This is a genomic window from Agarivorans albus (genome assembly GCF_019670105.1).
Lineage (GTDB): Bacteria > Pseudomonadota > Gammaproteobacteria > Enterobacterales > Celerinatantimonadaceae > Agarivorans > Agarivorans albus.
In genome coordinates this window covers 816712-831051 of record NZ_AP023032.1, presented here as the reverse complement: position 1 = coordinate 831051, position 14340 = coordinate 816712, and the positions used below count along the sequence as shown (strand labels likewise).

The 14340-nt window shown below is 44.9% G+C and carries 8 protein-coding genes; 2 read left to right on the top strand and 6 right to left on the bottom strand.

What is annotated here, in order from left to right; genetic code table 11:
- Window positions 1-16: 16 nt before the first annotated feature.
- From K5620_RS03915 to K5620_RS03895, 5 genes are all read right to left on the bottom strand, one after another.
- Window positions 17-418 carry a hypothetical protein gene (locus K5620_RS03915; protein ID WP_016403209.1) on the bottom strand — a complete coding sequence of 134 codons (402 nt, stop codon included), beginning with the start codon at window positions 416-418 and terminating at the stop codon, window positions 17-19.
- 64 nt (window positions 419-482) lie between these two features.
- Window positions 483-3470 carry a hypothetical protein gene (locus K5620_RS03910; protein WP_016403210.1) on the bottom strand — a complete coding sequence of 996 codons (2988 nt, stop codon included), beginning with the start codon at window positions 3468-3470 and terminating at the stop codon, window positions 483-485.
- A gap of 74 nt (window positions 3471-3544) precedes the next feature.
- Complete coding sequence (locus K5620_RS03905) at window positions 3545-6400, bottom strand: beta-galactosidase (protein ID WP_016403211.1); 2856 nt, start codon at window positions 6398-6400, stop codon at window positions 3545-3547.
- An 80-nt stretch (window positions 6401-6480) separates the two neighbouring features.
- Window positions 6481-7890, bottom strand: a complete 1410-nt coding sequence (locus K5620_RS03900; protein WP_016403212.1) for a carbohydrate porin — start codon at window positions 7888-7890, stop codon at window positions 6481-6483.
- 43 nt (window positions 7891-7933) lie between these two features.
- A complete protein-coding gene (locus K5620_RS03895) occupies window positions 7934-9202 on the bottom strand; it encodes an oligosaccharide MFS transporter (protein WP_016403213.1) in 1269 nt (422 codons plus the stop codon).
- Window positions 9203-9641: 439 nt separating this feature from the next.
- On the opposite strand from K5620_RS03895, the gene K5620_RS03890 reads away from it, so the two are divergent.
- Window positions 9642-10724 carry a glycoside hydrolase family 117 protein gene (locus K5620_RS03890; protein WP_016403215.1) on the top strand — a complete coding sequence of 361 codons (1083 nt, stop codon included), beginning with the start codon at window positions 9642-9644 and terminating at the stop codon, window positions 10722-10724.
- Window positions 10725-10811: 87 nt separating this feature from the next.
- Window positions 10812-13283: a glycoside hydrolase family 2 TIM barrel-domain containing protein gene (locus K5620_RS03885; protein WP_016403216.1), complete on the top strand. Its 2472-nt coding sequence runs from the start codon at window positions 10812-10814 to the stop codon at window positions 13281-13283.
- A 52-nt stretch (window positions 13284-13335) separates the two neighbouring features.
- Here K5620_RS03885 and K5620_RS03880 read toward each other — a convergent pair whose 3' ends face one another.
- Complete coding sequence (locus K5620_RS03880; protein ID WP_016403217.1) at window positions 13336-14313, bottom strand: LacI family DNA-binding transcriptional regulator; 978 nt, start codon at window positions 14311-14313, stop codon at window positions 13336-13338.
- Between the last annotated feature and the right edge of the window lie 27 nt (window positions 14314-14340).

The following is a 14340-nucleotide window of genomic DNA, read 5'->3' as shown; positions in this document are numbered from 1 at the left end:
ACGCTATCAATTGCTGTTAAAAACCTTGGTGGAATACCACGCTATTTTTTAAGTTGATAATCTGTTTAAGCACCACATCTTCTGGCGCGTCACGTTTGTATTCTTCGCTATTTTGATTTTCCATCACCAGGGTGAATACTTTGTATTCATGCAGGTTGGCGGCTTCAAGGTAAAAATCTAAGTCACTAGATTTAGAGAAGGAGTTAGTCACGGCGATGCTGTTAACGCCTTTTTCCATTAACTCAGCAACAGAGGCACGACAATACTCATCGGCATGCGGCTTAAGCTCTTCATTCCACTTGTTTTGGCCATATTGAGCGTAGTAATCCCAGCAGGACACCACGTCATTGGTGATGGTTTTTGCAAACTCGGTTTTACCGCTGCCAAATGGCCCGCGGACAATATATAGATACTTCATATTTCTTCCTGAAAATAAAAAGGCCGCCTCGCAATACAACTTAATTTACGAGGCGGCACAGTCCTTACACTTTACGACGTCTTAGTAAAAATACGCCGGCCAAACCTAGTAGCGATAACCAACCTGCGCTACCGCCACCGCCAGTTACGCCACCCGTTGGTGGTGTTGGCGGATCAATTGGAGGATCAACTGGCTCACCTGGATCTGGCGCTTCTGGGCCAGAGTGGCTAACACCAATATTGGTACCGGTATACAACTCACCCGCTCTCGAAGCAGCTTCAGTAGCATTGCTTAAGCTAGAGCAGTCAGTGCCGTACATGCCACAGTTAAACTCACGCGCAGCATCTGTCATCAATGTATATGGCGTGTCAGTATTGCTAACAAAACCAACGTTGTAGTTTTCGCCATCCCATGCACGACCCGTTAATGGTGAATCGATGTATTGGAACCAATGCGCACCTACAAAGTTTTTATGGGCATTTACTGATTCGTAAAAGCTAACCATTTTGTCTGCACGATCTTGTTGCGAAGTGGCATTTACTACACCTTCTGCAAACGAACCACTATCAAGCGCACCGAAGTGGAACTCGCCAATAATTACCGGCTTATCAATGGCTTCGATTTGACTTAAGGCATCAGCATCCCAATCGGCAGCTGCAATGCTGTCTTTGTAGATGTTGTAGCTCATTACATCAACAACAGCCGCAGCAGCACTTACTACATCAGGAGTACGTCCCCAATCTGCAAAGCGAGAGCCCAAGTACAAGTGGTTTGGTAACTCAGCTTTTAATGCTGTGTTTACGGTGTTGAAGTACTGGAAAGCAAACTGCCAAGCAAGGAACTGCATATCAGCTTCCATGCCAGCCACATAAGCTAACTCTTGCGCTGGGCGCATCGCATCCCAAGACGCATAATCGGTTCCCCAGGCTGCGTTTAGGTCAGCAATGCCACCGGTATAACGCTGGTTTTCTAAGAACCAAATAAAGCTATTTTTGGCAGGGCTAGTTGTTGCATCAGTGCCGTCGGTATTGAACACCGCTAGCGTTTGCGCATAACGAGAGCCTTCAACATCAGTGACATTGCCCCAGCTCATTTCGTTATCAACAAAAATACCCACTAAGTACTCTTCGTTGCCTTCAACCTGAGCTTTGATCTCTGCAGCCATTGTGGCGGCATTGGTAGCAAAATTAGCATCCCACGGATCAGGAAGTGGTCCCCAGTAGCCGCTGCCAATTTGTTTAACTGGAAGACGATCGGCACCAGAGGTTGACCAACCATTTGCCACGTAAGGAACGCTACCGTTTGCATACAAGGCTGGATCGGTCCAGTTACCTAAGGTGTTAAAGCCCCAGTCTTTCATACGCTTAACAGTAATGTCTCGCCATACGTCTTCGCTAGCGTGGCGGGTAATTAAGTTATTAGCGTAAAAACTTACAGCTTGGCCTTGAGAAACAGGTCCACTATGCACAGGGCCATAGTTTTCATTGACATAATCACTTGGAATTTCTGTAAACATTGACTGGCGAAGTGCAGACTCAGATTCGGCGTCACTCGACACGCCGGTCATGGTGTAAGTATCTTGCAGACGAATGTTATCAACACCGGTTGAGAAAAACGCATTACCAGCAGGGTCGACCAATTGCCAGTTACCATCAGCGTCTTTACAAGCGTTAAACGAGGCAGGCGTAGCTAGCACACAGTCTGTAGCTGGCGACGAATCTGGGTTACCACCGTACATATTGCGGTTGGTTAACTCACCCAAAGCAGCCATTTCCGGATCACTTAACTTAGCTAACTCTTCTTTGCTGGCAACTTTACCTGCATAAGTGACTAAGTTGTTTTGCCCCATAGCATCAGTCATTTCTGCATAGGCTGATTCGTGGTTAAGGTCTTTAATCACGCGCATGTTATCAAACACAAGTGTTTGGCTAGTCTCACCACTGGCTAATTCGCCAATGAAGTAACGAATAGCGGTAATTTGAGATTTGTCTAAAGCAACAAAATCACCCCAGCCATTTTGGGCGCTCATTGGGTCTGCCGGAATATCGCGTAAGCCTAAAGCTGACACACGCTCATCTTGAGTAAGCAATGAAGGATTGTCATTTAAGCTGGTGTAGATAGTTTTCGATTCGCCAGCTTTAACCAATACGCCACGAGTCGCAGTTTCGCCCTGGCTATTTACGTCTTCGATACGTGAGTACAACCAGATATTGCTATCGCTAGTATTTGAAACGTCAACGGCGACTGCGGTGTGTTCACCTAGTTCTGCCCAATTCCAAGTACCTGCAAACACTAAACCGTTCCAACCTGCAGTAAACTCAGCAGCCATTGCTGCAGCACCTTTAGTCACAATCTCAGTAGTAGTTGAAACGTTTACCCCACCATCAGGTCGTAAGTAATCTGGAATTGTTTCAAAGTCTTCGATTTGCGCTAAGGTGGCTACAGGCGCGGTTTGCGTATTCACTGCACCATCACTTGGTGGCGGAGTGACTGCTTCGCCATCAACCATAATGTTGTCAAAGTACAACACTTGAGGATCGTTTTCAGAGAGCATGAACTGCACACCGATAACTTTATCTTTACTAAAGTTTTCGCCATGAGTTTGGAACTCGTTCCCGCCATTTAAGTTAAAGCTAAAGGTCTGCGTGGTATTAGCTGAAACCGTAAAGTAGTCCAATGAAGTTTGAGACTCATCTACCCAATCAGGAAGAATATCACTATCAATTAGCTTAATAGCAAAGGTAACGTCAGTGTCGTTAGGGTTAACAACATCTACTGACATAACATCTTCAGCGCCCCAGTTCCAACTTCCCCAATTCCAAACAACCATTGGTTTGAAAGCCGCGTCAAAAGACGCCTTAATCGATTGATTACCATCGGTAGCTTGTTCAGTTGAAACTTCAGAAGTGGCATCTCCAGACACTTCCAAAAATTCAGCATTGTTTTCAGAGCTGCTGTAGTCGGCTTCCTCAAAAGAGGTGACTAAGGTAGCAGCACTTAATGGCAATGCTAAGCTTGCAGCGATTGCTGCAGATAAAAATTTAATCTTCATATTTCCTGCCCATTCCTTGTACCTAGCAGATTGCACTCCCCACCTAACTGAGGAGTGCTAAATCGTTGTTGCGATTATTTTTTGTAACGAAGCATGTAAACGTCTTGGTTGAATTTCTTAGCGGCTTCAACCAGTGGAACGTATGGTGTATCAGTGATTGAAACAAAACCTACGTTGTAGTTTTCACCATCCCAAGCACGACCCGTTGTTGGAGAGTCAATGTATTGGAACCAGTGAGCACCTACGAAGTAAGGGTTGTCGGCAATACTGTTCATGTAGTTGGTGTATTTCTTAGCGCGATCTTGCTGGCTAGCTGCCGACACGATACCGCCGTGGAATAAGCCTGAGTCAGTTGAACCGAAGTGGAACTCACCAATAATGCTTGGCTTATCTAGCTCTGCTAACTTGCTCCAATCACCCTTTGAGTTAAGGTCTTCGGCGTACAAGTTGTAGCTCATCACGTCTACGTAAGGTGCAGCACCTTTGGCAATCTCTGGCGTAACACCCCAGTCTGCAAAGCGTGCGCCTAGATATAGGTGATTAGGCAGTACTTTCTTAAGCTCAGCACGAACCGTTGAGAAGTATTTAGCAGAAAGCATTTCTAGCATTTCGGCATAATCTTTCTTCATGTTCTTGCTTAAGCGAGAGCGGTGATCAAATGACTTCTCAAACTCTGCCCACGACGCAACTTTCACGCCCCAGCTAGTGTTTAGATCTTCAATGGCCCAGTACTTCTCTTTTAAGTGCTCGGTAAAGGCTGCTTTAGCCGGGCTCTTCTTCATGTCGTAGCTAAGCGCATTAACCACCAAACCGTAGTGGTTTGCGTCGTTTTTGGTGTTACCCCAGCTAATCTCGTTGTCGACAAACACACCCATCATCCATGGGTCATTTTTGTCTACTTCTGTCATTAGCTTTTTAGTCATCGCTTTAACGCTATTTACAAACTCTGGGTCAAACGGATCGTGAATAGGACCCCAGTAGTCGTTACCAGTGCTAATGCGTGCGTGGTCGCCAAAAATCCAACCGTTTGCTACGTAAGCAACTTTTTTGTTGTCGTAGAACATTGGGTCAGCCCAGTTACCTAGGGTTGTGAAGCCCCAATCAACCATGCGATCTATGGTGATGTCTTTCCACACTTTTTCAGCTTCTGAGAAAGTACCGCCATATTTACGTTGCAAGTTAGCACCATAGAAACTAAATACTTCGCCTTTCTTAAGTGCCCCTGAATGCACCCAGTTTGCGTAGTCATAGTTCTCAGCTAATACATCGTCATCTTCTGGTAACCAAGTAAACATTGAACGGCGAACTTCAGAAGCCACTTCTTTACCGCTACGTTTGTCTTTGTCGGCAAAGTCGTGGCCAGTAATGGTTACTGTGTCGTCCATACGAATGTTGTCGACACCAGTTGCGAAGAACAAGTTGCCTTGTGGGTCTACTAACGACCATTTACCGTCTACTTTTTCAGTACGGAAGAAGCCTGTGCCTTTCAGCTTAGGACCATCGGCCCAGCCACCATAAATGCTTCGACCTGGCATTTGGCTGGTTGATTTAAGCGACATTTTTGCCAGCTTACCCATGGTTTCTAGTTCTTCGTCTTCGCTAATTTTCTTCGGCCATTCAGAACCAGTAAACTGACCATATTGGTCAATCAAACCTTCATAACGGGTTGCATCTGCATCAATATTTGGAATAAGTCGAACGCTCTTAATATTGAATTCTGCATCTTTAGTTGGGTTTTGCAGGTATAGCTGGAAAGATACAATGTTTGACGTATCTAAGCTCTTTTCACCCCAGCCATAACTAATCGCTTGCGCGTTGTAGGACTTTTTAGGTGGCTCGGCACGCATACCAGAAACGATTTGGCTACCAGTTTGGCCTAGCGGCAAGTAGAAGGTACCGTCGTCACCAGGTGCTAGCGTTACGTAGCTAGACATACTGTCGACTACGCCATTTGCAGTGCCGCCCCAGTTTTCATTTTCTGCGTCATCCACGCGAACAAACAACTGTAAAGGCTCGTCTGTTTTACTTTCTAGATCAAACGCTAAACTAAAATCACCGTACTCGCTCCAATCCCAAGGTTGTGGCGCTTTAAAAGTGATATTAGGGTAGGCGTTAGTCGCCGCTAATTTAACAGCTAGCAAACCGCCCATGTCGGTTTTTAACTCAGTTACCGTTGCTGCTGCACTGCGGTCAAAAGCAACAAAGGTAGGTTGACCTTCATCAAAGCTAGTAACTGAAGCAACCGTTGGAATAGGACCACTTACCTTAACCTCTTGGCCAGAGGCTTCAATAAAGTCGCCGGTAGCATCCACCAAGTTAAAGTTATCGATAATGACTGTTTGTGCATCCATTGGACCTTGCACAAAGATTTGGAATTCTACAATGTTACGTAAGTTGATTTTCTCGCCACCCCAGTAGCCATCTAACTTACGTTTGGTGCCGTTAAATAACATCTCAACTGGCACAGTTTCGCCAGCGGGTACATTAACCGCATAGTTTAATTGGTTGTCACCAGAGCCCATTACGCCCACGTTGTCAGCCAATTTTAGAATGATGTTTGCTGGGCTATCAGTTGGGTTGGTAATGTCTAGGCTTAAGCTTCCTTTCGCATTCCAGTTCCAAAAGCCAGAATCTGGGTGTACTTTAACATTTGGCCAGTACTTAAATTTGTTAGCCTCGGATACCGAATCAAAGTTTACTTTTAGCGCACTACTTCCGCTAGTAACACCTTGGTCGCTAACCACTTCGGCTTTAGCATGGTCTTTTTTAACTTTTTTGAAAAAAGCGGCAGATTCAAAATCTGGAATCGTTCCGCCTACATCTTCAACAGCGCCTTCGGCGTCGCTCGAGCTAGGAGTTGAGCCACATCCGTACACACCCAACAAAGTGAGCGATAACAGCGCAGCAATTTTATTTTTTGTAAATTTCATAACTTCTACCATTACGAGTGGGAGGCCCGTAAGCCGCGGCTTACGGGCTCTAGTGCTAAGTGGGTATAACTATGGGCGGCCTACCACCACGTTTCGAATTGTGCGCCAACTGTAGTAGCAGAGTTTTTACCCTTCTCTGTTACGTAAGGGTTGTGACGCCATTCCCAACTTGGGTTCTCTACACCTTCACCATGGCGGTTGTTGTAAACCGTGGTTTGAGTATCAGATTGACCGTAAGTCACGAAGAAACGCAGTACCGGGCGATCCCAGAAGGTGCCACCAATGTGTACGTTTTGCGACAGCGTAACTTTGTAAGATGAGTTAGTACCGCTCTCGCCGTAACCTTCACGAGCATTTAGCTTGATTTGGTCGTAGCTCAATTCTAAATCCGTAGAGAAGCGATCATCCCAGATGTAAGTAGGACGAATGGTAATGTTGCCCCAATCAGACTTATCAATAGACACTAAGTTGCGTTTTAGCGCTTCGTCATCAAACTTCTGTCCTTCATATACCAATGCGTATTGAAGTCGGAATGAGTCACCTAGCTCTTGCATACCTTGGAAGAACGCACCAATCTGAGTTGATGGAGTATCTAACCAATCTTGAGTCATCGACTTACCAATGTCGCTGCTGTAACGAACGACAAATTCATTAAAGTCAGCCCATTGGCCCTGCTTAATTTGGAAACCAGCCTGGTAGCTATTTGGGTTCATATCTTTGGCAGTCATGCTGCCATTTTCGCTCAAAGTAGTATCAGAGCCTGCGTAGAAGCCATAGTTAAAGAACAAGCCCGCAGCAATGTTGTCGGTAATTTTCATACCATGTAAGCGAGTATTTACCGAGTGGTAACCACCGCGGTAACCCGAACGACCGCTGCTGTCACAAGCATAAGTTGGATCGTTGATTGAACAGAAATCTTGACCGTAGCTATCGCCATTCTCTTGCTTGGTAATACCTAGGTTAAATTTAGCAAAACCAAAGTCCCAATCATCAATACCAGCACCTACGCCATCATTTTGCAGCATGTGGTAATCGAGGATTTCAGCTTTGTAACGCTGGTAGTAACGCTTACCAACCCAAATTACCGCACCAGGATTAGATTTGAATACGCCTTGGCCTGCTACCCACCACTCATCCAGATTGAATTTCTCCATATCTGTAGCGATGTTGGTTTTGATTACCCAGTTCATGTCGTTAAGAACTAAACCGTAATCGATATGGAATTCAGCAAAGTTACCTTCGTTACCCAAACGGCCGGTTTGAGCGTGTGGGTTACCAGCAGTTTCGATAATGTTAAAGCCGTTGTTGGCTAAATCTGAACGTAAGCCCAGTACTTTATCTGTAGAAGTACCTGTACCACCACGGCCGTAGCCCCAGAAGCGAGCGCCTTCAACCACTTGTGCTCCTAAGTAGTCTAAAGCAGCTTCTTGAGCATGAGCCATGCTGCAAGATAGCGCTAAAGCGGATAGTGCAAAAATACGTGTTTTCATACGTTTACCTAACATCCTTATTTAAAAATAGTGTTTCGATTGTTTAAGCTGCTACGGTTTCTTGTTGATCTGTTGTAGTCAGCGTCTTCTTGGAACTTAGTGTGAACATCGCCAATACCGTGGCAACAGCAGCGAACACACCAAAATAGATATAGCTATGTGGGAATCCATGTTGGTCGTACATCACACCCATCACTGGCGCAGCAATGGCCGTCATCAGGTTATTAACCACTTGGAATCCAAACATGTAAGTAAAGGAATTTACTTTCTTATCAAACTGCTCAGCGGTGTAAGCAAATACCGACACAATCAACAGCGGATTAACGATGCCGAACAGCAATTTAGCAACAATGGCTAAGTAGAGGTTTTTCTCACCTAAGCCTGCAAAACCAATCATTAGCAAGAAAGAGGTGATACCAACAGCGGTAAGAATAAGGCTGCCTTTAGCACCAATTTTACGAATAATAAAAGGCACACCAGCACTCACAAAGAACAGGAAGATAGCGGTAAGCCCGTCCATGTTAGAGCTAAAAGAAATACCTTCTTCTTGGGTAGGAAAGAAACTAATAAAGTAGCGAGTAAACTGGCTCATTGAAGTCCAGAACACCACCGAAATAGTGCCCGCGTAGGTCATGAAGGCCCACATTTTAGGGTTCTTCAATAGGCGAATAACATCTTCTTTTTGAATTTTGTCCTGCGAGATAACTTCGTTATCAACATTTTCTAAGTGGCTTACTTTAAGTAACCAAGCACACAACAGCATTAAGAAAGCAGCAATACTACAGGCGTAGAAAATGAAGTCTGGGTTGATGTTATACAAGTAACCAGCCAATACTGCCGAAACACCCCAAGCCGCGATACCAAAGCCGTTAACCAGTCCGAAATCGTTATCATGGCAACGCGCAAAACGGTCACTATAAGAAGCGATAACACCACTGCCGGCTTGGAACAACATACCCAAATACACAGAACCAGCCACAATACCCAATACAAATGTTGAATCGTTACCCAGTAGTGGGCCGTAAACATAAATGTAGAAAGGACCAATTAACAAGCTTAAGAAAGAGATGAAGTATATAAGGTGTTTTTTAAGACCAAGCTTATCGAGGATATAGCCAAAAGCAGGTTTAAACAAAACCGCAATACCGGTTTGCAAGCCAAACAATACGCCAATCTGAGAGCCATCAATGCCAACTTTGTCGTTTAGCCATACAGCAAATAAAGAACCTGAGCTTAACGACCAGAAGAAGTTGTAAAAAAAGTACATAAGGCAAACTTTGCCCATGGCGACTCGGTTAGAATCGGTTTTCATGATTACTCCATTAATTTTGCGATAGCTACTCAATGCCTAGCACACTGGTAAACCAATATCTAAATAACTTGCTTCATCGTACATAATGATCAACCAATTTAAAGTGACACCGCTAACATTTCGACATAAATACGGCTATTGGTTGGCAAAATGCTAGGTCTTACAGCCAATTGGTTGATGAGTTAATAAGCGTTAACATTCGCCAAGCCTTTATTCATGGGGGTTTGCGGCCGGAAAGCTTGTCATACAAAAAGATTGTCAAATTAAACAAGTGGGTTATGAAAGCTAAAAATTAAGTTACAAAAGTGTGTCATTGGTCACTTTTCTTTCATCTCAATAGCTGCTTTAGAGTAAGTTAATGTACCATTACTTGAAATTGGTTTACCTTTGTAGCCAGTAGTTATTAAGCAATTTAGATTTTCGACAAATAGAGGTAGATATGTCAGGGACAGGTAGCAAGCTAAGCTTGGCCAGTAAACGCGCTATTGAGCGTGGTTACGATAAAAAAGGGCCTGAGTGGATGGTTGAGTTTGAAGAGCAAAGCTTACAAGGTGACTTTGCTTTTGAAGAGGGTGTGATTCGTCGTGACCCCACCGCAGTAATAGAGGTAGAGGGTGTTTACCACTGCTGGTATACCAAAGGTGAAGGCGAAACTCTCGGCTTTACTGGCAACCCTCAAGATAAGGTTTTTCCTTGGGATCTGACCGAAGTTTGGCATGCCAGTTCTGAAGATGGCATTACTTGGAAAGAGCACGGTTGTGCTATTGCCCCAGGTGAAGCAGGAGCCTACGATGACCGCGCCGTATTCACCCCAGAAGTTTTAGCCCACGACGGCAAATACTACTTAGTTTACCAAACTGTTCAGGCGCCTTACACCAACCGACAATTTGAAGAGATTGCCATTGCTTGGGCCGATAGCCCATTTGGCCCATGGACCAAATCACCAGCTCCAATTGTAAGCCCAGCTAAAGATGGCGAATGGCGCACCGAAGAAGACAATCGATTCTTGGTCAATTCAAAAGGCAGTTTCGACAGCCATAAAGTGCACGATCCCTGCCTAATGTTCTTCAAGGGTGAGTTCTACCTTTACTATAAAGGTGAAACCATGGGTGAAGAAATGAACATGGGCGGCCGCGAAATTAAACACGGCGTGGCGATAGCAAAAGACATTCTTGGCCCGTATGTGAAATCGGAGTACAACCCTATTTCAAACAGTGGCCACGAAGTTGCGGTTTGGCACAAAGATGGCGGGATAGCCTCGCTAATCACCACCGACGGCCCAGAAAAGAATACCGTGCAGTGGGCAGCTGATGGTATTAACTTCGAAATCATGTCTTATATTAAAGGCGCGCCAGAAGCGCTAGGCATATTCCGCCCAAATCAAGAGACAGCCATCGAGTCACCAGGCCTTGAGTGGGGCTTGTGCCACAAGTATGACGCCTCGTGGAACTGGAACTTTATTTGTCGCTACCGGGTGAAGAAACAAGTTCTTGATGCTTCAACTTATCAAAATTCAAATTAAGTAAGCTGTTAGCCCACCGCCCGGTGGGCTAACTATTTCCCCTTAGCTCAGCAGCTATCACTCCCTATTTTTGTACGTCGAGATTTCATGTCTATTTCCAGCAATACGCCTAAAGCATCACGCCAAACTAGCGATTTTAATGCTGATTGGCAGTTCCAATTACAAACAGCTAACCAAACAACAATTGAAGCAGACTGGCGTAGCGTTACCCTGCCCCACGACTGGAGCATTGAGCAGCCATTTTCATCTGAACTGGAAGGTGCAACGGCCTACTTGCCAGGCGGTATTGGCTGGTACCAAAAAAACTTTGATATGAAAGAGCTAAAAAAAGGTCAACGGGTGTTTATCTTGTTTGACGGGATCTACAACAACGCAAGCCTTTGGCTAAACAAGCAATTACTAGGTAAACAGCACTATGGTTACTCACCATTTTACTTCGAGATAAGCCAGTATTTAAAAGCGAGCGATAATCAGCTGAAGATAAAAGTAGACCGCAGCCGGATAGCCGACAGCCGTTGGTATCCCGGAGCGGGCATTTACCGAGAAGTAAAACTGATAACCGTAAACCCTGTGCATATTCCCATTTGGAGTAGCGTTGTTGATAGCATAGAAATAAACCAAGGCTTCGCTCAAATACTGCACAAGTTTAAGGTAGTTAGTGAGCAGCTAAATCAACGTATTCAAATAGATAGTCATATTGTTGAGTTAGACACTGGGCGCCCGGTTGCCAGTTATCAACATCAAGCAACACTAAGCAATAAAGAACAAGCTTTTGCCTTTAGCTGTGACATATTGCAACCCAAACTGTGGTCTCCCGATTCCCCAACCCTCTATCAAATGACCACTAAGCTAACTGCTGGATCTAAAGAGTTAGATTGCATCACTACACGCTTTGGCCTTAGAGATTTTCATTTTAACAGCCAACAGGGCTTCTTTTTGAATGGGCAAGCCACCAAAATTAAAGGTGTTTGTTTACATCACGATGGTGGCTTAGTGGGCGCAGCTGTGCCAGAAGCGGTATGGGAACGTCGACTCACTAGGCTAAAAGAAGCTGGCGTAAATGCGATTAGAATGGCGCATAATCCTTCATCTGAAGTGCTTCTATCACTGTGTGACCGTTTAGGCTTTTTAGTTCAAGACGAGTTTTTTGATGAATGGGACTTCCCCAAAGACAAACGCCTAAACATGAATGAGCAGCATAATGATGCAGCCTCGCGAGGTTATGCGGAGCATTTTCAAACTCACGCTAAACAAGATCTCAAAAATGCCTTAAGAGCACACATCAACCACCCATGCATTTTCATGTGGAGCATCGGCAACGAGATAGAATGGACCTACCCAAGAAATGTAGAAGCAACCGGCTTTTTCGATGCCAACTGGAATGGCAATTACTTCTGGAACTTACCGCCAAACTCTCCCCAACAAATCAGCAATAAACTCAAGACCCTGCCTCATCATAACTACGACATAGGCAAAACAGCCCATCAATTAGCGCAATGGGTGCGCGAAGAAGATGTATCAAGGCCCGTTACCGCCAACTGTATATTGCCCTCGGTAAGCTATTTAAATGGCTATGCAAAATCCTTAGATGTAATTGGCTTTAGTTACCGACAAGTACTTTACGATTATGGCCATCAGCATCATCCCCAACTTCCTATTATAAGTAACGAGGCATTGCCCCAATGGCACGAGTGGAAGGCGGTAAGTGAGCGCTCACATGTTGCGGGTTTATTCCTATGGACCGGTATTGATTATTTAGGTGAAGTGCATCAGCAGTGGCCAACTAAGGCGCTGGCAGCTGGTTTGCTCGATACAGCTGCCTTTAAAAAAGCCCCCTACTATCTGTTTCAATCACTGTGGACCAACAAGCCCATGGTGCAAATTCATAATCAGGTATTTGATGAAGAACGCTTTGTATACAAAACCGATAGTTTGAGCCTGGAAGAGCGCGACCCGCAGGCTTGGAAGAAAAAACTGTGGATTTGGCCAGAGCAACAACAACATTGGAATTTTAGCAGCAACCAATTAATCGCCATTGAAGTCATCAGCAATTGCCAAGAGGTAGAGCTGCAACTTAACGGGCGAACAATTGGCAGTAAGCAACTTGCTGACCAAGCCGATAGAATGTTTCGTTGGGCCTTGCCGTTTCAACCTGGCGAGCTAGTCGCTCTAGCTAAAAACAATAGCAAAGTGTTGGCAACCCACCGCCTTAGCACCACTCAAACCGCCAGTGACTTAGTGGTGACTGTTGAAGGCACGCCATTACAAAAAGGCCAACCGGGTTACCAACACTTGGTGGTACAACTTGCAGATAGTGAAGGAAAATGGGTTAGCCATCAAAACACCCAACTAAGTTTTGAGCTAACCGGTCCAGCCGAGTTAGTAGGGCTAGATAATGGCCACCCTGCCAGTGTGCAAACCTTTAACGCAAGCCAGATAGACACCCATCAAGGTCGGGCCCTAGCGTTAATAAAATACACTGGAGAAGAAGAAAATATTCTAGTGAGAATTACCACGCCCGAGGGCTTCTTTAAAGTACAACGCTTTATACTTGAGTAAGTCTAGGCGATAAAGAACGGCAAGCTAGCCTAACTAGCTTGCTGTTCTAGCATTAAGCGGTTGCTCCTAAATCACTTAAATAACCCAATTCTTGGTCGGAGTAACGCTCTTGAAGCTGTGCCATAAACACTTTCGGAATAGCCTGCTGTTCGCTACTTAAGAAGCTTAAGGCTTGCTGCGCCATTGCCTGCACTGGGTAATAGAGAGTGCTATAGCTGGCTTTGCTGTCTGCTGCATTATTGGATGAGCCAATAAATTCAAAAGGATTAGTGCAGCCCAACTGCTCTTTTAGCTGTTGCCATACCGGCCAACTTAAACGAGCAGACAAACAAACAAAAGCCGAAGCAGGCGATGATAAGGCATCACTACTTAAGCAGTCGTTGGGATCATGGGATAAGCGACTAAGGGCAATATTAGCTTGCTTAAATGGGCTATCGATATGGCTTAAGCCTTGCTCAATAGCGCAGTACTGCTGCGCTTCGCACATTACCGTAATATGCTTGTGACCGTGCTCTACCAACAGCTTTACTGCCAGCCAAAGGCTGGTAACAATGTCTAGGTGCAAACACTGTTTGGCATAGCTTGGTAAGTGACGTTTAGCCACCAATAAACCGGGATGTAAACGCATAAACTCGCCCAGTCTCGCTTCTTCCATATAGACACTTTCAAAATATAACGACTGCACGCCAAGGCTTAAGTAGTTTTCTAACATCTCAATTTCTTGTGCTTCTGAATGCGCACCAGAAACCAAGTGTAGCGGCATTGAGTTACTGGACGCTTCTGCCGACAAAGCCTTTAGCAAGGTTGCGGTAAGCGGATCTTGTATCGACTGCACAATCATCGCTGGACCAATTTTGGGGTTGTTGGTGAGATTTTGCGCATGATAATTTGGAATAAAATTTAGTGCTTTTATCGCCTGATTTACTTTTTCCACCTTGGCTTCGCTAACAAAGGTAGTTTGATTAATTATTCGCGATACTGTGGCAACAGACACGCCAGCTTTTTTTGCTACGTCTATGATAGTGGGCATATGTTTCCTTACTACGCGTTTAGTGTA